This window comes from Zhongshania aliphaticivorans (assembly GCF_902705875.1).
Lineage (GTDB): Bacteria > Pseudomonadota > Gammaproteobacteria > Pseudomonadales > Spongiibacteraceae > Spongiibacter > Spongiibacter aliphaticivorans_A.
This window is the reverse complement of record NZ_CACSIK010000001.1, coordinates 1,423,827-1,445,563: the sequence shown is the minus strand read 5'-3', so window position 1 is coordinate 1,445,563 and position 21,737 is coordinate 1,423,827. Positions and strand designations below refer to the sequence as shown.

The following is a 21,737-nucleotide window of genomic DNA, read 5'->3' as shown; positions in this document are numbered from 1 at the left end:
GCGTGTAACTGTTTCACGCGCTGATGATACCCTTTACACTAGGCTCAGAATACAGTCTTATAATATTTTGATGGCAACGCCATGTTTAGCCCAGCTAACAAGTCATCATATAATGGCGTGCATTATCACCATTCTTTCCACTGTCTGCGAGTATATCCATGCAAATTAGTTTAAAGCCCTGCAAAGATGTCACCACCGTTACCACCGACTGCCTAATGCTCATTGTTGATCGCTCATTGAACGCAGAGATCGCCAAAGCCGTAGACTCCGCAAGTGGTAACACGATCAGTCAATTGATAAAGCGTGGCGACTTTAATGGTGACGTTGCTGAAACACTTTATTTACCGTCAGTTAGTGGAATAAAGGCTCAGCGCTTATTACTTATTGGCAACGGTAACAAAGCAGAGTTAAAGGACAGCGAATTTGACAAGGTCATTAACGCAGGCATAAAAGAAGCAGCCAAAGCAGGCTGTAAAGATATAAGTATTATGCTTGACGCAACCAGCGTCACCGATCGTAAATCTAGCTGGCAATACCAACGCATTTCACAGCTGATCATCACTGCCAGCTATCGTTACACCGCCACCCTTAGCAACCCAAAATCAGCACTATCAATTCACCGCGTTACTCTGCAAGGCCCAAACACAGAGTCCAATCGCAATATAGTCCAAAGCGGCGCTAGCATAGGTAAAGGTATTAATATCGCCCGTAATCTTGGCGATTTACCCGGTAATATTTGCACACCGAATCACCTTGCCAGTGAAGCCCGTGCTCTTGGACGCAAATACGATTCCGTCACTGTAAGTGTTCTAGACGAAAAGAAAATGTCTCAGCTGGGCATGCATTCCCTGCTCTCGGTTACCGCCGGCACCGATCAGCCAGCTCGGCTTATTGTCATTGAACACAAAGGTGGCAAGAAAACAGATAAACCCCACGTCCTTGTCGGTAAAGGCATTACCTTTGACACCGGCGGCATCAGCCTAAAACCGGGCGCCAAGATGGACGAGATGAAATATGATATGTGCGGTGCAGCAAGTGTTGTAGGCACAATGAATGCCATTGCAGAAATGGGCCTTAAAGTGAACGCGGTTGGTATTATTGCCGCCGCCGAGAACATGCCTAACGGCAATGCGACAAAGCCAGGTGATGTTGTCAAAAGCATGTCTGGGCAGACCATTGAAGTCCTCAATACCGATGCTGAAGGCCGCTTAGTGCTGTGCGATGCACTCACTTATGCTGGTAAATTTAAGCCTGCATCCGTTATTGATATTGCCACCTTAACCGGTGCCTGTGTTGTCGCTCTGGGCAAACACGCCAGCGGCCTATTCAGCAATAGCGACGAATTTGCAGCCGAGCTACTTGAGCAAGGCAAGCTCGCTCAAGACCGTGCGTGGCATATGCCGCTCTGGGATGACTACCAACAACAACTTGATAGTAATTTTGCAGATATCGCCAATATTGGCGGGCCGGAAGCCGGCAGCGTTACTGCGGCCTGTTTTTTATCCCGTTTCACAAAAGACTACCGTTGGGCCCACTTGGATATCGCGGGTGCGGCATGGAATAGCGGCGCAAATAAAGGTGCCACAGGACGCCCTGTCGCATTACTGTGCCAATATCTCGCAAGTAAAGTTGGCAAGTAGATAAATGACCCGGATTGATTTTCATATCCTTCAGCAAAACAGCAGTGAAGCGGCAATGCATTACGCATGCCGCCTAACTGAAAAAGCATGGCGAGCAGGACATAAAGTATATGTACACTGCGACGATGTGACTGCCGCAGAAGCCATCGACACCATGTTATGGCAATACCGCGCCGAGAGTTTTGTCCCCCATAGCTGTCATCCAGCTGACCAAAACCCAGTTCTAGTAGGCTGTGGAGAACATGCCGGTGAACATTGCGATGTATTTATCAATCTTGCAAAGCAAGTACCCATGTTTTTTAGTCGTTTTAAACGTCTTGCAGAAATTGTTAGTCAAGAAGACGGCTGCCTTAGCGCTTCTCGAGAAAGATATAGCTTCTATAAAACCCGCGGATACCCCTTAAATACTCACAACATATCAGGGTAACTCCCATGACAAAGGAAAAGGGCCCACTGCTGGGCGAGCTAGAAGAAATAAAAGCGGCATTACACAAGCCCCGCGACATCGACTTATCAATTATTCCGGTACTTGACGATATTATCGAAGACGATCTCGACCGTGCTGCCGATGAGCCAGAACTCAGCACCACCGCAAGCCAAACGGAAAACGTAGCCACGCCGTCAATAACTGAAATTATTGACCCCAGTCACCCTCAACCTCAGCCCGCAAATACAGAATTCACGATTGCCTATTCCGACGACAATAACTTTGAGCGTGACATTTTCATCCAAGAAGTCATTGACGCCATGATGCCCGAAATAGAGTCCGAACTTCGCAAGCGGCTTATGAAGCTTGATGATGTAACACTAGACCGCTGGCACTCCCACCCAGACAAAAATAATTAAATCCTTATCGACAAGGAAAATTAGCGGCCTATTTGGCCTGTTCACCCAAAACTAAGTATACTTAGCGGCTTTTCGTCGCCGCCCCACCGCACTGATTCGTAAACTGCGCGGCTACCAACAACACCGCCTGAACATCAGGCCAACACGCCACACTGAGACCCAATGGATAAGACATTTCAACCCGCAGACATCGAAACCAAGTGGTACCAAAACTGGGAAGAAAAGGGCTATTTTTCGCCGCAGGGTAAAGGCGACGCCTACACCATTATGATTCCGCCACCCAATGTCACTGGCAGTTTACATATGGGCCATGCCTTCCAAGATTCCATCATGGATGCCCTAACCCGCTACCATCGTATGCAAGGTCAAAATGCACTGTGGCAAGTCGGTACCGACCACGCAGGTATTGCTACTCAAATGTTAGTTGAGCGCAAACTCGCTGCCGAAACCGGACAAACGCGGCACGATCTTGGTCGCGATGCTTTTTTAGATAAAGTGTGGGAATGGAAAGAAGAATCCGGTGGCACGATTACTCGACAATTGAGACGCCTCGGTGCCTCTGTAGACTGGAACCATGAACGCTTCACCATGGACGACGGCTTCTACAAGGCCGTTCAAGAAGTCTTTGTTCGCCTATATGATGACAAACTCATATATCGTGGTAAGCGTCTTGTTAACTGGGACCCAAAATTACACACGGCCATTTCTGACCTCGAAGTCGAAAACACCGACGAAAAGGGCTTTATGTGGCATTTCCGCTACCCCCTCAGTGATGGCGCTACTACCAGCGATGGCAAAAACTACTTAGTGGTTGCCACCACCCGCCCAGAAACCATGTTGGGTGACACCGCCGTTGCAGTTAATCCCAAAGATGAGCGCTACACCTCCCTGATTGGCAAGTTCATTGAATTGCCACTGGTAGGACGATTAATCCCCATCGTAGCTGATGACTATGTAGACCGAGAGTTTGGTACCGGCTGCGTTAAAATCACACCCGCGCACGATTTTAATGATTACGCTGTCGGCCAGCGCCACAAGCTGCCAATGATCAATATTCTCGACAAAGACGCAGCCATTCGCAGCCAAGCTGAAATTTTTAATAGCGATAGCTCTGAAAATACTGATCTTGATAACACCCTTCCCTCAAGCTATGCCAATCTCGACCGCTATGCTGCCCGAACAGCAATAGTCCACGACTTAGAAAAAGCCGGCCTGTTAGAAAAAGTGGACGATCACGCTCTAAAAGTGCCACGAGGCGATCGCTCAGGCTTGGTAATTGAACCCATGCTTACCGATCAGTGGTTTGTGGCAACGGCAGAGCTGGCTAAACCCGCTATTGAAGCAGTTGAAGACGGCCGCATTGAGTTTGTACCCAAACAATATGAAAACATGTACTTTAGCTGGATGCGTGACATCCAAGACTGGTGTATTTCTCGTCAATTGTGGTGGGGACACCGCATTCCCGCATGGTATGACAGCGAAGGCAATATCTATGTTGCCCGCAATGAAGCCGAAGCCAGAACCAAGTATTCGCTTCCCGAAGACCTCACGCTAAACCAAGATGATGATGTATTGGACACCTGGTTTAGCTCAGCATTGTGGACATTTGGCACCTTGGGCTGGCCGGAACAAACCGAACGTTTAAAGACATTCCACCCCACCGACGTGCTCGTTACTGGTTTTGATATCATTTTCTTCTGGGTTGCCCGAATGATTATGATGACCATGCATTTCAATAAAGACCAAGACGGCAAGCCACAGGTACCCTTTAAAACCGTTTACGTCACCGGCCTTATTCGCGACGAACAAGGTCAAAAAATGTCAAAGTCAAAAGGGAATGTTCTCGACCCCTTAGACATGATTGACGGGATTGAATTAGACGCACTGCTAGAAAAACGCTGCGGCAATATGATGCAACCCCAGCTTGCCGAAAAGATTGCCAAGGCCACCCGCACCACATTCCCAGAAGGCATTGGCGCTCACGGCACTGACGCACTGCGCTTTACCTTGTTTTCGCTTGCGTCAACCGGCCGAGACATTAACTGGGATATGCGACGCTTGGAGGGCTATCGTAACTTTTGCAATAAGATCTGGAACGCCGCCCGCTACGTGCTAATGAATACCGAAGAACAAGATTGCGGCGTTAATGGCGAAGCGGTTGAACTTGGCTTAGCCGATCGCTGGATTATTTCCCGCTTACAACAGACCGAGCTAACTATTGCAGAAGCGATGGCAACGTATCGACTAGACCACGCCTCTCAAGCGATCTACGAGTTTATTTGGAATGAGTATTGCGACTGGTACTTAGAACTCTCTAAACCTATCTTATGGGATGATGACGCCAGCCTTGAAGCTAAACGTGGCACCCGCCAAACCCTCATCCGGGTATTGGAAGCCACCCTTAGAATGGCCCACCCTTTCATGCCGTTTATCACCGAAGAGATTTGGCAGCGCGTTGCCCCAATCGCGGGGGTAAATTTTTCAGCTGGCAATGACACCATCATGCTGCAGGCATACCCACTGGCGGTAAACGACAAAATCGATAACGCCGCCATCGCCGACGTAGAATGGCTTAAGCAGGTGATGCTCGCTATTCGCAATATTCGTGGTGAAATGAATGTACCACCATCGAAAGCGCTCTCACTATTATTAAAAAATGGTAGCGATGAAGACCTTCGACGTTTAAATAGCACCCGTCAGTCACTCACAAAACTTGCCAAACTTGCAGAAATCAAATGGCTTTCTGCCGATGACGAAGCCCCCATGTCGGCCACCCAACTGGTAGGTTCCATGGAAGTATTGGTGCCCATGTCAGGTTTAATCGACAAAAGTGCTGAAATCGCACGTCTCGAAAAAGAAGTGCAGAAACTCAACAAAGAGATACAACGCTTACAAGGCAAGCTCAATAACGCTGGATTCTTGGCCAAGGCGCCTGCCGAGGTCGTTGCCAAAGAACAGGAAAAACTCAGCGCTCAACAAGCCGCCCTTGAAAAGCTCAGCGAACAAATGCAAACCATAAAAACGCTTTAAGAGGCGATCAAAATCTACTATAACGCGCCAAGGCATAGACAAAACTGCTAAAGCCGTTATAGTAGAGCTCACAACGAATCTGATCTTCGCCCTAATGTAATGGTTGCTAGAAAAAACATCGCGCAGATATCAATGCTGATCCTTGGCAAAACTTGCTGTTTTTGCACCTATTCCCTGCCAATACTCCCTAGACGCGTTACCTCCAAGTATTTCCAATCAGATTCTAGCAATACAAAAACCCTCCCGTTTTCACCCAATCTAATCATCAACTCAACGAGGAAGAGCAATGAGCGACCGAGTTTCTGGTACGGTTAAATGGTTTAATAACGCTAAGGGCTTTGGGTTTATTACCCACAGCGAGGGCAATGACGTGTTTGTTCACTTTCGCTCTATTCGTGGCGAAGGTTATCGTACCTTGGACGAAGGCCAAGCCGTTGAGTTTAACTTGATTGATGGCCCCAAGGGACTGCAGGCTGAAGATGTAACCAAGATCTAAATAATACCTAACCGCGGCACTGCTGTGGTTAGGTTTTTCCTATCGCAAGTAGTCGTGGCTTAAACTCCACTGCCCGTACCAGTGCCGATGGCAACAGAGGATTACAGTACACTTTGCTTGCCTCCTTTGCCTGACCACGAACGGGCCTAGGTGAAATAAGCAGCACTCTCACCCCCGCTTTCTTGCAATATTCATTGAGGCTATCTTCCAGCTCATCTGTCGCAATAAATACACTATTTTTTGCATCTAATGTCTTAATTTGTTCAGCCAACTCGGTAGTGGAATACACCCAATGAACGTCACGTCCACCAAGCGCTAGCGCTGCCTCAATTGACTCTTTTAGCAGCCCCTCACCCAAATTAGCGAAAACCGTCGCATCTCCACCAATTGCAATACGCCTAGCCCCTGCATCCACCGTAAATGGAATGGAAAACACAAAACGACTGCCCTTCGTATAGGCCTCATCCAAGGCAATATCACCACCCATTAACCGCAATAAACGAGCAGTAATAGCCAAACCTAGGCCTGCGCCACCAAAGCGTCGAGCTCGGCTATTCTCTTCCAGCATAAAGGGTTTAAATAACTGCTTACGCATTTCGCCCGACACGCCAATGCCATTGTCAATCACTTCAAATTCCACTCGTTGCCGGGGCTCACCGCCACCTTCTACTGCACTCATACGTAATTGAATAAGCCCGTCGCTAGACATAGAGTTAGTAAATTTTATGGCGTTTTCCAATAAGATAACAATGATCTTACGCAACCGTGCTGCATCTGCGAACACAGCCGTAGGTACGTTAGGGTCAACATGTAGAACAAAGCTAAGCTTGTTCCTTGCGACAGTATCTGCAAATTCATCTGCCACCCCTTCAACAAACTCTACCAACTGAATATTCTCAACATTCAACTCTACATCACCAGACTCAAGAGCAGAATAATCCAACACATTATCTAGTGTTCCTAGTAAGCCGATGGATGACCGCCGCACGGTATCCACCATCATCCATTGCTCACGGTCTAACTTAGTTTTACTGAGCAGATCCGCCATACCAATAACGCCATTCATGGGGGTGCGTATCTCATGCCCCATAACGGCTAAAAACGTTGCCTTTGCACGATTTGCCGATTCAGCCTGCAATAGCGCACTTTCTAACTGCTGTGTCCGCAAGCGAACTCGATCTTCCAAACTTCGGTTTAAACGCCTAACCTCGCGCTCTGCCTCTTTAAAATGGGTTACATCAGAGTGCATGCCCACAATGCGCAAAACCTGACCTGAATTATCTCGTTGCGCACAAGCTCGAGTGACGGTATCCCGCACGGAACCATCCCTTCGGCGTAAACGGTGCTCATCCCTAAACAAAGTTTCATCGCTTTTAATAAATTCCTCTATTGCTGCTCTAACTCGCGGGCGATCTTCAGGATGAATACTGTCATCAAATATAGCTCGGCCATCGAGGGGCTGACCTCCGCGAATCCCAGTCATTTGTAACCATGCCGGACTAAAAAACACCGAATCCGTCTGCATATCCCAATCCCACAGACCGTCACGCGACGCCATCATGGCCATTTCAAAGCGTTTTTGGGAGTGTTGATACTGCTGATATAAATACCGACGCTCGGAAACATCGTGCAAACAAAGAACAAGAATATCGCCATCCGCAGTTTCAAAATCACCAAAAAACAGTTCAACTGGTAGCTCATCACCATCCGAGGTCACAAACAACAGCTCACGTCCCTTGCTAGCGCGTCCCTCTCGATCTCGCCCCGCATCCATATGATGCTGACTAAATAATTTATATTGCTGACGAAAACGCTTGGGGAGTAGTGCTGAAACTTCCATATGCGACAACTCGTCAACCGAGTACCTAAGAAAATTGGCCGCAGACTGGCTAGCGGCAACAACGCTTCCACTTCGATTGGCTAATATCACCACACCGGGCAACGAATCAATTAAACGATTAAGATACTTACTAGTCTCCAGCATAAATTGATGTTCCCGCGCAAAGCGACGAGAAACATAGACACCGGGAATGAAAGGGAGGAAACATAGAAAGGCTAACGTCGCAATAAACAGACTTTGTTGGCGCCATTCTTTACGCTGATCAAGCACTGATAATGCTAAGCCCGACACCCAGTCCCCTTGATATTTACGCAGCGCTTGCAATCCGTTTTGTAAATTCACACTATCTGCTTCTGGGTTTAAGGGTACAGCAAGGTCTACTAAATGCTCGCCCGCATCCGTTTGATACGAGAGGTAAAGGGACAGCATCCACACGAGGTCTTGAACATCTTGTTTTGGAAACAACTGCAAGCTTTCTCCCAGCAGGAGTTCTCGTCCCCGAGCTAAACGACTCCGAACAACCTCTATCTGAGATTTATTATTAGCAAAATATACCGCGGAGAACTCATGGAGAATCGCACCACGAGCTAGGACACGGTCAAGCTCAAGCAAAGCACTCTCTCTGTCATCAAGCTGTTCTGCAACCGCCTTTGACGTTGACTGTAGCTCTGCCTTGCGGAGGAAGTAGGCTTGGCCAGCAACTAAGGTCACCAGCAGCAACGTTAATACCACTATCGCAATATTCAGTACGGTGCGGTGCTTTTTAGTGCTAAGCTTGCTGTCTCTGGATTCCGTCCAGTCGTGCATCTACACGTCCCCTAACTTGGTCATTGTGCGGACAAGATTTACCTCACCATCAACGATCTGTCATTGTGTGTTTATTGGTCATTGAGAACTATTCGTAGTTACCCTTAGCGCCCTTACAATCTAGCACTCAGCTAATTTCTAGCAGCAAATTACGTCCCATAATTCAGCCACGAAGGTGGCTCTGATTGCCAGCATAATATTTACCGACACTAGGTCCCGCGACGACAGGGTATACGGATGCTATAATCAGCCGCGGGTAAATCATCACCCGTAAAACAAGCGCAATTTCTTTCCACTTTCAGCTATTTTTTGGATTTTTATGTTACTGATAATTAGAATTATATTTTTAGCCATCTTGACCTTTGTGAGTATTGCAGCACTCCAACTCACTGGCGTAGAAACAAGTAGTCCCCTTGCGGTCGCCATCATTGCCGCGGCGATACTTCTTGGGATGTTAGCTGCACCAAACCTTCCCGCTGTGGCCGATAAATTCAAAAGCCAACGGGAACGCGGTGTTGTTAAATGGTTTAACGTTAGCAAGGGATACGGTTTTATCACCCGCGATGCAGGTGGTGACGTCTTCGTTCACTTCCGCTCGATTCGGGGCCAAGGCAAGGGCCGCCGCAGTTTAAACGAAGGTCAGACAGTAGAATTCATTCTCACTGAGGGCGATAAAGGCCCGCAGGCTGAAGAAGTCACCTTAGTAAAATAAGTCCCCGTTAACCTGCGGCATATAATGCATGTTATTGCCGCAGGCTTTCCTACAAAGGTACCTCGCAACATAAAATATTGGCCACATTAGTAATGTGGAGGACGCTCGATTCCAACCAGCAGACTTTCCTCACCCGCGGTATTTTTCTGTTTCATTTGCTCGTGCAATAACTCTATGGTTCGCCTTAAGTTACGTAATTCAAGATCCTGCGCAACCACGCGTTCATTAAGCGCATTCAACATGTCTTCCTGAAACGTCAGCTGAGTTTGCACATCGACAAGCTGTGCTGATAAATCATTAGCCATCCTAAAGCCCCCTCAAAAACTAAAACTCAAATCGCCCCTTCTCAAGGCGAAGCTATTATAATCATCGCAGCACAAAATAGGAGGAAATCATGTCTCGACTTGTTTATTCAACGGATATTGGCCGCCGCTGCCCAACGTGTGGCCAGGCAAGTAAAGAATGTAGCTGTAAAAATACCCAGTCTACCCCCAGTGGTGATGGTGTTATTCGCATTCGACGTGAAACAAAAGGCCGCAAAGGAAAGGGAGTCACCATTGTTAACGGTCTTTTGTTAGACGCCAAAGAGCTAAAGGTATTAGGAAAGGAACTCAGACAAAAACTCAGTACGGGTGGCGCAATAAAAGACCATGAATTGGAGTTTCAGGGCGACCATCGCCAAGCACTCAAAACCCTATTAGAAACCAAGGGTTACAGTGTAAAATTATCTGGTGGTTAAACGACTTAAATACTGCCGCTAAACAAAGGTAACGTTTAATCATCAATTACTCAAAACGATGGTTTGCACATACACTTGGTATCAATCACACGGTCTAATACTAAACGCTGAAATGAAACAAAATAACAATAAAAGGTGAAAACATGCCCCCTCGCCCCCTCCCTAATAGTATAGAAATTGGTATTGTCACCACCAATATGACCGAAATGCGGCACTTTTACGGTGACACCTTAGGCTTAAAATACCAATCCGAATTAAGTTTTCCCGGTGGTGTCATGCATCGCTACCACCTTGAAAACAGTATTATTAAACTTGTTAGCTACGACACTCCCCCCGCAATTGAAGTCATAGCCGGCGGCGGATTGGCGGCAAAAGGCTATCGATACATTTCTATGGGTATGGAGGGTATATCGGCCTGGTTTGCCGAACTCGAAACAATGGGTGTGAGCATCCCCGTTCACGTCACGCCCTTTGCAGACGGTATCGGTTTTGGCTTTATCGCAGACCCAGATGGTAACTGGATAGAAGTTTTCGGTACGCTCTAGCTTAATTACTGAGACCTAATTTACGCATTTTTTCAATCAACGTTGTTCTCCGCAGCCCTAGGTGTTGTGCCGCTTTAGTCACCACACTGGCATGAATATCTAGGGCTTGTAGTATCCACTCGCGCTCTAAGTCTTGAAAATACTCTTTCATCACCACCCCCCCCTTCGGCAAGGGCGGCACACCACCTAGATCAACCTCGACAGAGGTACTATTTTCGTGAGAAGCGGCCCCAGACCAATTATCTTCACCGTGGCGATAGTTTTCAGGTAAATCGGCAAAACCTACGACCTTTTCAGGGTACAAAATCACCAATCGCTCTAATAAGTTTGCCAATTCACGGATATTGCCAGGCCAGCTATGCGCACTTAATGAACGAATTGCAGAGTCGGCTAAACGCAAACGCCCCAAGCCCTCTAGCTCACATTGTTTAGTCAAAATTCGAATCAAGTGAGGAATATCTTCCGGTCGTTCGGCTAACGCGGGTACATTTAGAGGGAATACATTGATTCTGTAAAACAGATCCTCTCGAAACTGCCCTAATGCAATCATGGCTTCTAAATCACGATGTGTGGCCGCAATAATTCTGACATCAGTGCTACGTGTTTTATCGGACCCTACCCGTTCGAACTTCCGCTCCTGAATAACACGCAGTATCTTTACTTGCATTTCTAATGGCATGTCACCAATTTCATCAAGAAATAGTGTTCCACCCTCTGCTAATTCAAAACGCCCCGCTCGGCTTGAGATCGCACCGGTAAACGCCCCTCGCTCATGGCCAAAGAGTTCACTCTCTAAAAGTTCTCTGGGAATGGCACCACAATTAATGGGCACAAAGGGCCCCTCACAACGAGAGGATAAATCATGTAAAGACCGCGCAACCACTTCTTTTCCTGCCCCAGACGGCCCCGTAATTAAAACGGTCACAGCTTTATCTGCCACCTGAGCCAGCATGTGCCGCAATGTCATAACCGCTTCACTAACGCCAACCAAACGGTCTTTACCTTGGGGTAATAATGTCTTGTTACCCACATCTAGGCGATACAATACCTCCAGCACATCTTGATAATAAAAATCAGTACTGAGAGTCAACCCATTGTTGAGGTCTTGAGTCAGCGTTTCAGGCGGCACCAAGCTTACCAATGGTGTATTAGCAGCGCCTAGCCAAAGTTTGAGTTCTGCGCTCAGGCCATCACTAAAAATGGCATCACACTCGCTTGCCTCCACCTCCGCATGCGATGTCACCACTTGGTATTTTCCCACAGCGGATAAAATTACTTGCAAGCGATAAGCCAGAGGCTTTGATGCCAAAACGGCAAATTGAAGGTATTTCTTAGCTAGGGCCACAGTCACTCAACACCAAAAAGTCATTTAATTGACTATAACAATAATTTCGACCCATGCGCACCAAAAACCCCTTACGAAAGTCAAAATATTGACACAACCTTGATCGCGTCAAACACCAATCACTATGATTTAGCACCCACTCTGATTTCGCTAACGCCTTGCGATGACGCCTCCCATACGGCACAATTTGCCACCTTCCAGCTTGCAGAAAAGTCAGCATATGTCGAACAACACCCCTCCCGTCTATTACCTATCATGGGATGAATTACATCGTGACACGCGGAATCTAGCCCGTAAACTCACCTCTCAATCATGGAAAGGGGTTATTAGCATTGCCCGAGGAGGCCTTGTGCCCGGCGCCATCCTAGCTAGGGAATTAAATTTACGGGTTGTTGATACCCTATGTATCGCAAGCTACGACCACGACCAGCAAGGTAAAATTAATATCCTGAAAACCGTTGAGGGCGATGGCGACGGCTACCTACTCGTAGACGATTTGGTCGATACGGGCGGCACAGCAAAAATAGCTAAAGAGTTACTACCCAAAGCATGTTTCGTAACCATTTATGCAAAACCACAGGCAATGGCGCTAGCTGAACATTTTGTCCGCGAATTTGAGCAAGATACATGGATCCACTTTCCATGGGATATAGAACCCAGTTACAGCGAGCCATTAGTACAATAGATAGCCCCTATCAGCAATGCGTCTTGGTTATCCTACTCTAAGCTCCGCCAGTGTATCTTTGCTTACATTCTCCTCACTGGGGGGCAATACCATTCTGTAAGTTATTGTGGACAATCGAGAAACGGTAATGCTTATGTTAAATATACTCAAATATATCACCAGCATATCTTGTCGACATTGTTTACCATATCCAAACGAAGCACGGCTACGTGGGCATGATGAGTAACCATAGGCATTGCGACAAAAACACACTTACCTAGCAGTTAAACCATACTGGTAAACTTGTAAGCTATATAAGAATCAGCAACGTGGGAATCAAAAGGATCAATCAATGACGAGAAAATACGCGACTCCGCTAGCGTTGAGCATTAGCCTAGCATCAAGCTTTTCCCTAGCATCGGAAAATAACGTCACGCCAGAAACCGTCGTTGTTAGCGCAGACAGAATCGAAAAACAATTAAATGCGCAAAGCATAGCCATGAGCGTTATAGATCAAGATGACATTGAAAATATTGGCCACACTCATATTAGCCAACTATTAAACCAAGTACCGGGCGTTACGATTAGCCGGGGTAACGGGCAAGAAAACTTAACAGCAATTCGCTCTGGCGTACTGACCGGTACCGGAAGCTGTGGCGCATTTTACTTTTCCGAAGATGGTATTCCTTTGCGAGGCCCCGGCTTTTGCAATGTTAATGAATTATTTGACGTCAATGCCGAGCAAGCGGCACGCATTGAAGTCATTAGAGGACCAGGCACTGCCGTACATGGTACCAATGCTTTAAATGGGGTGATTAATGTCATTAGTCAGTCGCCATCCGACACGCCTGAATCGCATTTATCTTTAGAAGCAGGACCAGATGGTTATGGCCGACTAAAAGCCAGCCACAGCGATACCAACGGTCAACACGCCTACCGTATCAGCGCACAAGGGAGCCATGATGATGGCTATAAGGACGATTCCGGTTACGCGCAGCAAAAGCTTAATATTCGTCACGACTACGACGGCCAAACATGGTCGATTCAATCAATGCTGGCTGCCAGTAACCTCAATCAAGAAACCGCCGGTTATATTCTAGGCAAAGACGCTTACAAGGTTAGTAGTCGCAAACGTGAAAACCCTAACCCAGAAGCCTTTCGCAATAGCAGTAGCGTACGCTATTACAGCCGCTTTGAACGAGATGGTGAGCGCGACAGTCGTTTTGTGGTCACACCCTACCTACGATACACCGAAATGGAGTTTCTCCAGCATTTCTTACCTGGCACACCGCTAGAAGAAAATGGTGAGCGTACTATCGGGCTACAGAGTGCGTTTTATCAAAACTACAGTAAAAACGTCACGCTCTACAACGGCTTTGATATGGAGGCAACCAAGGCCTACTTACAGCAGTATCAAGCTCAGGCGAGCTTTACCTCCTTCCCCACTGGCCAACATTATGATTACGAGGTAGACGCACTTTACGGCGCTTGGTTTATTGGCGGAGACTGGCAAGCCAGTAGCCGTACCAAGGTTAATTTTGGTGGCCGTTACGACCTACAATTTTATGATTACAACAACTTGATGATAGACGGTAACACCGCAGCAGATGGCAGCGCTTGCCCTTCTGGCACTTGCCGCTACGCACGACCAGCCGATGACAAAGAACACTTTCGCAACAGCTCATTTAACTTGGGCGTAATCCAACAAATTAGCGAGCACACAGACTTAACTGCAAACGCGGCGCACGGTTTCAGGGCCCCTCAGGCTGCAGAGCTTTACCGTCTGCAAGCCCAACAACTTAATGCCAATTTGAGTGAAGAGTCCCTCAACAGCCTTGAGATAGGTTTACGCGGTACTTGGAACGCCTTTCAATATCGCGTATCCACTTATTGGATGCATAAACACGATGTTATTATCCAAGACAGCAATCGTAACAATATCAACGGCGGTAAAACGATTGACCGTGGCATTGAAGCTAATTTTCACTGGCAATTGACACCTACATTGCTCTGGCAACTTCAAGCAAGCTATAGCAAGCATCAGTATGCCAATAACGCCCTTACTGCAGAGGGTAATGAGATTGACACCGCACCGCGTCAACTTGCCGGCACCGTTGTTCGCTGGACACCGCTAACTAATACTCAAATTGAACTCGAAATTCAGCATCAAGGCGAATATTATTTAGAAGAGAACAATTTGCACACTTATCCCGGACATACCCTAAGCAATATTCGCTGGCGCCAACAATACAACAAGCAACTTTACTCTGTTCTGAGGATAACAAACCTAACCGATATTAATTACGCTGAACGTGCAGATTATGCATTCGGTAATTATCGTTATTTTGTAGGCGAGCCTCGCGCCGCTTACCTAGAATTAGGAATCGATTTCTAATTTCCGCGCGTTTGCATGATAGCGGGATAAATCATCCCGCTTGTGTGAACGCGATCACAGCTGCGCAAAACGCGTATACCGCGACTAACAATAGTCGTTATATTTAAAATAACTTCGCTGCTGTTAGGTCGCTGTCATGGCTTATTTTAAAATACTCGTACTTACCTCTGTACTCGCCTTAGATAACATCGCTATTGCAGAGCGTGACTCATCGACAACAGCGCAGGTACTTCGAGCAGCGTGGTCGTCATGGAGCCATGACATAAAACCCAAAACCGATAAAGCATGGCCAGAACTTCGCAAGATAGACGCACGCTTTAAAATAGAAGCGCGCCCACAATTGAATCTACAAAAAGGTGGCTCCTTAGTCTTTACCTTAAGCCCAGCTGGTATGTCTTTAAGATCAACATTCTAGACAAGCTCCCCAAGAGAGAGAAATTCATCCCGCTATTAACTTAGCTGCCCCTTCTCAAAATACTCCGCTATTTAAAAGCAGATAAACCGACTGCTTTGCGCACTTTATCCAACATAGGAGCCGCGTGTGCACGGGCTTTCTCAGCGCCCTTTTTAAGCTCCGCTTCTAAAAACTGACCGTCTTCAAGAATAGCTATATAGCGTTCACGCGCGGGTGCAATTTGTTCGTTAATTAATCCAAACAATTCTTTTTTAGCCTGCCCCCAAGCAATACCGTCAGCAAACTTTTGACGCATTTCGGCAGTTTGCTCAGGCGTGGCAAATGCCTGCCATATTTCAAATACGGTTGAATCCGCAGTGTCCTTTGGGTCTCCAGGCTCTAATAAATTCGTTTTAATTTTATTAATGTGCTTCTGAAGTTTTTTCTCAGGTAAAAATAAAGGAATGGTATTGCCATAGCTTTTACTCATTTTACGGCCATCTAAGCCGCTAAGTACCGCCACATCATCGCCCACCTCTGCTTGGGGCAATACGAATGTCTCACCATATAAGTGATTAAAGCGTTGTGCCATATCCCGCGCCATTTCAATATGTTGAATTTGATCACGCCCTACCGGCACTTTACTGGCGTTAAACATCAGAATATCTGCAGCCATTAAAATCGGGTAGCTAAACAATCCCATAGTGACGCCAAAATCTGGATCATCACCATTTTGTTCATTTGCCTGTACTGCCGCTTTATAGGCGTGAGAACGGTTCATTAACCCTTTTGCACACACACACGTCAGAATCCAGCTAAGCTCAGTAATCTCAGGTACGTCGGATTGACGGTAAAAAGTCGTGGTATCCGTATCTAAACCCAAAGCCAACCACGTAGCTGCAATTTCACGGCTAGACTGATGCACCTTATTAGGCTCATGGCTTTTGATAAGCGCGTGATAATCCGCTAGAAAGAAAAAAGCATCAAATTCACCGCGCTGACTTTCCGCAATCGCAGGGCGAATAGCGCCAACATAATTTCCCAAATGCGGCGTTCCGGTGGTAGTAATTCCGGTAAGTACCCGCTGCTTAGCCATAGTTGTTTCCTATAAGAATCTTAACGCGAGCTTTATCGCCGACCCGCTAATGAGAAAGGCGCCTATGATACTGACTCACTTAGACGCTGTCAGTATCCGTCTAGCTACCAATTGACTCGGCACGTAACCAAGTCCCTAAAAACCTCTGCATACTTTGGCGCCAATACTTCCCAGGACAAGGCCGACACATCCACAGCAGCCAATTTCCCCAGCCTTTTTTGCGCCATGAAATACTGCAATTTAGCCAAACAATTGGCTGCCTCCTCAGCTACGTTATCACTAGCTAAATAACAATAGTCACGACCAAACCACTCCGGATAACAAAGCCGCTCTGGAACGAGGGGCACGCAACCCATTGTCACGGCCTGGAGAACAGATAAACCCTGAAAGTCATGAATCGCGGTTGATAACACAATATCGCAGCTTGACAATATTGCCTTGTATTCATTGTGGTCAGAGACATACCCCCACTGACATAATGTTAAGGTATCACTCGCTAAGATTATCGACTTAATATCATTAAACTCTTTAGGCTCCTGCCTAAACTGCTGACCAGCCACGTAAAAATCAACTGGCAGCGCAGCACTCGAGCACGCTTTAACAAGCTCTTGTAAACGATCCGGCCCCTTGTCGTATTCCCAGCGATGATTCCATAAAACACGCAGCCGATCCCCCGCCGCTCGCTTCACATAGTTCGCTGACGAGAGACCAACGGGCAATATCATGGCATCAGCAAGCTCTGCCGCCACTTCTAAGCGCGGAGTAAAATCAGGTAGACGGCGCATCAAATTATCCACACCATCTAAAAAAGAACGACGATTATAATGACTATTAAACAACACTTTATCTGCCGCCAATGCAGTGTAAAGATTGAGCATTTGCGGTTCGACGCCTTCACGCTGCCTAGAGCTTTGAGGATAAGCAAACTGATTCTCATGAAAATAAACTACTGTGGGTATTTTACAAAGCTCAGGTACTAAGCCTCGCAATGCCGATAAGTCGGTCATTGAGGTAGCAATAAGCAAATCATAAGAGGCGGTCAAGGTATCTCGTTGTTGCATAGCCCATGTCAGGCTATTCCCCCTAATGCGCCAGCTAAAATAGCGTGGGGGTAAACTCAACACCGTCCACTTAATATTAGGCAAATGCGTCATCAGCCCTTCGAGCCAGTAACGATGACTATCTGCATGATAAGCCGACAACACCAACACTCTCATCTTTTAAACCACACCATTAAACTATTTGTTTGTGAATTGACGCATGAATCCAGCTCTATTACCCTCTCGGCTCAATTAAATAATCGGATCAAACGGCTGATATGCGTAAATACAATACTTTACAGTGGGAAAATGCCAACGGCATCGCCAAAATCACTCTAAATCGTCCTGATGCGGCAAACAGTGTCAACTTAGAAATGGCACAAGAACTAATGCATGTGGCCATGGTCTGCGATGAAGACTCAAGCATTCGCGCTGTTATTTTAACAGCCACCGGTAAAATGTTTTGTGCTGGCGGCGATGTGCCCAGCTTTAAAGCCGCAGGCGATGATATTGGCCTGCTGCTTAAAGATGTCACAGCTTGCCTACACTCCGCCAACTCTCGATTCGCCCGTATGACTGCGCCTCTCATTGTTGCTGTTAACGGCACGGCAGCAGGAGCAGGATTTAGCCTCGCGGTTTCAGGCGATATTGTTGTGGCGGCAGATACGGCTAAATTCACCATGGCTTACACCGGAATTGGTGCCAGCCCTGACGGTGGCTCTAGCGTTTATTTGCCTAAGCTCATAGGTTTACGCCGCACCCAAGAGCTCATGTTAACTAACCGCGTTCTTTCTGCACAAGAAGCCTTAGATTGGGGACTGTTAACCAAGGTGGTTGCCGCCGACGAGCTTGTAAATGAAACCGAAGCACTAGCTAACAAACTTGCTAACGGCCCACTATTAGCTCATGGTCAAATTAAATCATTACTGCTAGGCAGCTATTCTAATTCCCTAGAGACTCAGCTAGAAATTGAAAGCCGCGGCATAGCCAAATGTATTAGTAGCCCTGAAGGTCGTGAAGGTTTGCTTGCCTTTGCTGAGAAACGGAAACCCGATTTTAAATCAGTAAGCTAAATCTAATATTTCTAGTACACCACTAAAAGCTTGTTTCAAGCTCTTAGTGGTTATCACTATCAAGCACAGATTCCAATTCAAAATAATTGCGCAATACCGTGTGCAAATCAAAGCTGTCACGACTGCCAGCCAACTCTCTGATTGAATGCATAGCAAAAGTGGGGACACCAATATCTAAGGTCTTCACACCAATTGCTGACGCCGTTATAGGGCCAATTGTGCTTCCACAGGCCATATCGCTGCGTACCACAAAACTTTGAACAGCGACACCACAGTTGGCACATAAACGGCGAAATAACGAGCTCGTTTCACTATTGGTGGCGTAGCGTTGATTTACATTATTTTTAATCACAGGTCCCGAATTCAACAGGGGACCATGGTTACCATCATGCTTGTCACTAAAATTGGGATGAATACCGTGGGCATTATCTGCTGAAATCATCATGGAGTTTGCTATGGCCCGCTGCCACACCACCTCCTCACCGGCTACTCTGCGCAACACTGACTCCAGCATTGGCCCCTGCGCCCCAACAGCAGACTGACTACCCACTTCTTCGTGATCATTACACACCAATACGGTGTGCTGAGTAGTATCGGCGGCCAAAAGCGCTTCTAAACCAATAAAACAAGACAACAAGTTATCTAATCGAGCACTAGCTATAAAATCGCCATTCCAGCCCATAATCGCAGCGGCTTGGCAGTCGTAAAAACTCAACTCATAATCAAGGACAGTATTAACATCATCAATACCTTGTTGGGCTAGCTGCTCTTTCAACAGCGCTCTAAAATTCACCCCCTCTTCGCTTTGCATCAGCACCACGGGGAGGTCTCGCTGAGGGTTTATGGAGCGGCCACTATTGGCCTCACGATCAAGGTGAATAGCCAGACTTGGAATCACCCCAACCGGGCGATCTATATTGATCAGTGCTGAGCACAAATCACCACTAGCATTTTCATAATTCACCCGCCCAGCCAAGCCCAAATCACGATCGAACCATGGGTTGAGTAGCGCACCGCCATAGACTTCCACGCCAAGCTGGACATAACCATGACGAAGAAGCTCAGGGGTTGGCTTAACCTTTAAATTAGGGCTATCCGTATGTGCGCCCACCATTCGCCAACCACATTCTTGCAGATTTTCCGTTCCACAGTGAAAAGCGACGATCGACGAGTTATTGCGAATCACATAATAAGACTTACCAGGCTCTACACACCACTCAGCACGTTCATTCAGCGCGATAAAACCCGCCGTTTCTAGCCGCAGCCGCATGACCTCCACTGCATGAAAAGGCGTTGGACTCGCATCTAAAAATGCACACAGATTTGCATTAAATTGATTCACATCGCTCATACTTCAAAATCACCCTGACATTCAATTCACATTAATCTTTAAGCGCTAACACCAAACTCGACGTGTCCTTTCGGCCACCACCACGACGCTGAATTTGCGCATAAAACTGATCAACCAACGCAGTCACTGGTAAGGTGACATTGTTTTGACGCGCCTCATCCAAAACGTACGACAAATCCTTGCGCATCCAATCGACGGCGAATCCAAAATCGAATTCATTTGCAAGCATCGTCTCTGCACGATTATCCATCTGCCATGACTGAGCCGCACCGCCACTAATAACATCAATCACGGCAGACATATCCAAACCAACTTGCTCTCCAAAGTGAAGTCCCTCTGCCAAGCCCTGCAATAACCCCGCAATACAAATCTGATTAACCATTTTGGCTAATTGCCCAGAACCTGCGGGTCCAACACGCTGATAACGCGTAGCGTATGTCGCGAGTATTGGCACAATTTTGGTAAAAGCCTCCTCATTGCCACCTGCCATAATCGTCAGGCTTCCGTTTTGCGCACCGGCTTGGCCACCCGACACCGGCGCGTCGATAAATTGTTGGCCATATACACTGGCCTTTTCGACCATGTCTCTTGCAAGCTTGGCAGACGTGGTTGAGTGGTCAATAACTATGCCATTTTCTGGCATGGCCGCATAAACTCCATTCTCACCACACAATACTGAGCGCACATCTTCATCCGCGCCTAAGCACAAGACCACCACTGCGGCGCCACTCACAGCCTCTGCTACCGAGGTGCTCGCTTTAAGACCAAACTCTTCTGACCAGCGCTTAGCTTTATCTTGACTACGATTAAAAACAGACAGGGTTAATCCCGCCCGACATAAATGCCCCGCCATCGGGTAACCCATTGTACCCAAGCCTATAAAAGCTACGTTCATATAAGCACCTCAAACACTATCTTAGGACGCTAAAACCCAAAATAACACCGCCGCTAAAAGCACTCTGTATATCGCAAATGGCATCATTCCCATACGCTCAACCCAACTCATAAACAGGCGGATACATGTGTAAGCCGTCACCGCTGAAACTACAGCACCAATGGCCAAGAAATTCCACGCAACCGGATCGCTTCCTTCAATTAACTCAAGTAATTTGTAAGAACCGGCTGCTGCGATAATAGGCATAGAGAGCAGAAAGGAAAAACGTGCAGAGTCGCTACGATTCAGCCCCAACATCAATGCTGCAGTAATCGTAATACCCGACCGTGATGTACCGGGAATCAGTGCTACTGCCTGTGCTAGACCAATAATGATTGCAAAACGTAACGTGATATCGGCAAGTTGTTTTCCATGTTTTGCGTATCGATCAACAAGCCCTAATAACACCCCAAATACCAGAGTAGTGGTTGCTAATACATAGCCGGAGCGAAGGTGAAGCTCAATAAAGTCATTAAAAATAAGCCCTGCTAATACCGCAGGTATCGTTGCTACAATGACCATCCAGCCAAGACGGCTATTTTCTGTGTGTTTACGAGAGACTAAACTTGCAAACCAATCTCCCAATATAGCCCGCACCTCAAGGCGGAAGTACCACAGTACGGCAAGCAGAGAGCCCACATGTACTGCGACATCAAATGCCAACCCTTGGTCTTCCCAGCCAAAAAGTGTCTGAGGCAAAACAAGATGCCCCGAGCTAGACACGGGAAGAAACTCTGTTAACCCTTGAATGGCCGCAAGAATGACCGCACGAAAAGAATCCATTATCATT

The 21,737-nt window shown here is 47.0% G+C and carries 20 protein-coding genes; 12 read left to right on the top strand and 8 right to left on the bottom strand.

The genetic code is table 11. The features are described from left to right. The first annotated feature begins 158 nt into the window (after positions 1-158). From AELLOGFF_RS06570 to AELLOGFF_RS06550, 5 genes are all read left to right on the top strand, one after another. Entirely contained in the window at positions 159-1,640 is a 1,482-nt protein-coding gene (locus AELLOGFF_RS06570) for a leucyl aminopeptidase (protein WP_159267923.1), read from the top strand. A gap of 4 nt (positions 1,641-1,644) precedes the next feature. After that, complete coding sequence (locus AELLOGFF_RS06565; RefSeq protein WP_159267922.1) at positions 1,645-2,067, top strand: DNA polymerase III subunit chi; 423 nt, start codon at positions 1,645-1,647, stop codon at positions 2,065-2,067. 5 nt (positions 2,068-2,072) lie between these two features. After that, the gene (locus AELLOGFF_RS06560; protein WP_159267921.1) at positions 2,073-2,486 is read left to right on the top strand and encodes a hypothetical protein; all 414 of its coding nucleotides are present in this window, start codon (positions 2,073-2,075) and stop codon (positions 2,484-2,486) included. A 162-nt stretch (positions 2,487-2,648) separates the two neighbouring features. Continuing rightward, positions 2,649-5,516, top strand: a complete 2,868-nt coding sequence (locus AELLOGFF_RS06555; RefSeq protein WP_159267920.1) for a valine--tRNA ligase — start codon at positions 2,649-2,651, stop codon at positions 5,514-5,516. Positions 5,517-5,802: 286 nt separating this feature from the next. Beyond that, positions 5,803-6,012, top strand: a complete 210-nt coding sequence (locus AELLOGFF_RS06550; protein ID WP_159267919.1) for a cold-shock protein — start codon at positions 5,803-5,805, stop codon at positions 6,010-6,012. Positions 6,013-6,040: 28 nt separating this feature from the next. On the opposite strand, the gene AELLOGFF_RS06545 is transcribed toward AELLOGFF_RS06550, so the two are convergent. Then, positions 6,041-8,659, bottom strand: coding sequence for a PAS domain-containing sensor histidine kinase (locus tag AELLOGFF_RS06545; protein ID WP_159267918.1), 2,619 nt, complete (start codon positions 8,657-8,659; stop codon positions 6,041-6,043). 451 nt (positions 8,660-9,110) lie between these two features. On the opposite strand from AELLOGFF_RS06545, the gene AELLOGFF_RS06540 reads away from it, so the two are divergent. Beyond that, positions 9,111-9,371, top strand: a complete 261-nt coding sequence (locus AELLOGFF_RS06540) for a cold-shock protein (protein ID WP_159269304.1) — start codon at positions 9,111-9,113, stop codon at positions 9,369-9,371. Positions 9,372-9,457: 86 nt separating this feature from the next. Here the strand turns inward: AELLOGFF_RS06540 and AELLOGFF_RS06535 are convergent, their stop codons facing one another. Further along, on the bottom strand, positions 9,458-9,676 hold the full coding sequence (locus AELLOGFF_RS06535; protein ID WP_159267917.1) for a SlyX family protein: 219 nt from the start codon (positions 9,674-9,676) through the stop codon (positions 9,458-9,460). An 89-nt stretch (positions 9,677-9,765) separates the two neighbouring features. Here AELLOGFF_RS06535 and AELLOGFF_RS06530 point away from each other — a divergent pair, with 89 nt between their 5' ends. Next, positions 9,766-10,110 (top strand): stress response translation initiation inhibitor YciH, encoded by a 345-nt coding sequence (locus tag AELLOGFF_RS06530; RefSeq protein ID WP_159267916.1) that lies wholly within the window; start codon positions 9,766-9,768, stop codon positions 10,108-10,110. Between the two features lie 143 nt (positions 10,111-10,253). Then, entirely contained in the window at positions 10,254-10,655 is a 402-nt protein-coding gene (locus tag AELLOGFF_RS06525) for a VOC family protein (protein WP_159267915.1), read from the top strand. A gap of 1 nt (position 10,656) precedes the next feature. On the opposite strand, the gene AELLOGFF_RS06520 is transcribed toward AELLOGFF_RS06525, so the two are convergent. Continuing rightward, positions 10,657-12,006 carry a sigma-54 interaction domain-containing protein gene (locus AELLOGFF_RS06520; protein ID WP_235035733.1) on the bottom strand — a complete coding sequence of 450 codons (1,350 nt, stop codon included), beginning with the start codon at positions 12,004-12,006 and terminating at the stop codon, positions 10,657-10,659. A 214-nt stretch (positions 12,007-12,220) separates the two neighbouring features. Between AELLOGFF_RS06520 and gpt the strand changes: the two genes are divergently transcribed. The 3 genes from gpt (at position 12,221) to AELLOGFF_RS06505 (ending at position 15,474) form a co-directional block, all read left to right on the top strand. Further along, on the top strand, positions 12,221-12,685 hold the full coding sequence (gene gpt / locus AELLOGFF_RS06515; RefSeq protein WP_159267914.1) for a xanthine phosphoribosyltransferase: 465 nt from the start codon (positions 12,221-12,223) through the stop codon (positions 12,683-12,685). Positions 12,686-13,016: 331 nt separating this feature from the next. Continuing rightward, positions 13,017-15,059 carry a TonB-dependent receptor gene (locus tag AELLOGFF_RS06510; RefSeq protein WP_159267913.1) on the top strand — a complete coding sequence of 681 codons (2,043 nt, stop codon included), beginning with the start codon at positions 13,017-13,019 and terminating at the stop codon, positions 15,057-15,059. Positions 15,060-15,195: 136 nt separating this feature from the next. Then, positions 15,196-15,474 (top strand): hypothetical protein, encoded by a 279-nt coding sequence (locus AELLOGFF_RS06505; protein ID WP_159267912.1) that lies wholly within the window; start codon positions 15,196-15,198, stop codon positions 15,472-15,474. Between the two features lie 67 nt (positions 15,475-15,541). On the opposite strand, the gene trpS is transcribed toward AELLOGFF_RS06505, so the two are convergent. Beyond that, entirely contained in the window at positions 15,542-16,549 is a 1,008-nt protein-coding gene (gene trpS / locus AELLOGFF_RS06500; RefSeq protein ID WP_159267911.1) for a tryptophan--tRNA ligase, read from the bottom strand. A gap of 104 nt (positions 16,550-16,653) precedes the next feature. Further along, a complete protein-coding gene (locus tag AELLOGFF_RS06495) occupies positions 16,654-17,766 on the bottom strand; it encodes a tRNA-queuosine alpha-mannosyltransferase domain-containing protein (protein WP_159267910.1) in 1,113 nt (370 codons plus the stop codon). Between the two features lie 101 nt (positions 17,767-17,867). On the opposite strand from AELLOGFF_RS06495, the gene AELLOGFF_RS06490 reads away from it, so the two are divergent. Beyond that, positions 17,868-18,662: an enoyl-CoA hydratase/isomerase family protein gene (locus AELLOGFF_RS06490; RefSeq protein ID WP_159267909.1), complete on the top strand. Its 795-nt coding sequence runs from the start codon at positions 17,868-17,870 to the stop codon at positions 18,660-18,662. A gap of 43 nt (positions 18,663-18,705) precedes the next feature. Here the strand turns inward: AELLOGFF_RS06490 and AELLOGFF_RS06485 are convergent, their stop codons facing one another. From AELLOGFF_RS06485 to AELLOGFF_RS06475, 3 genes are read right to left on the bottom strand one after another with little or no spacing between them, the layout of a single operon-like run. Continuing rightward, positions 18,706-20,013 (bottom strand): M18 family aminopeptidase, encoded by a 1,308-nt coding sequence (locus tag AELLOGFF_RS06485; protein WP_159267908.1) that lies wholly within the window; start codon positions 20,011-20,013, stop codon positions 18,706-18,708. A 31-nt stretch (positions 20,014-20,044) separates the two neighbouring features. Beyond that, positions 20,045-20,908 (bottom strand): NAD(P)-dependent oxidoreductase, encoded by an 864-nt coding sequence (locus tag AELLOGFF_RS06480; protein ID WP_159267907.1) that lies wholly within the window; start codon positions 20,906-20,908, stop codon positions 20,045-20,047. A 21-nt stretch (positions 20,909-20,929) separates the two neighbouring features. Next, positions 20,930-21,730, bottom strand: coding sequence for an undecaprenyl-diphosphate phosphatase (locus AELLOGFF_RS06475; protein ID WP_159267906.1), 801 nt, complete (start codon positions 21,728-21,730; stop codon positions 20,930-20,932). Between the last annotated feature and the right edge of the window lie 7 nt (positions 21,731-21,737).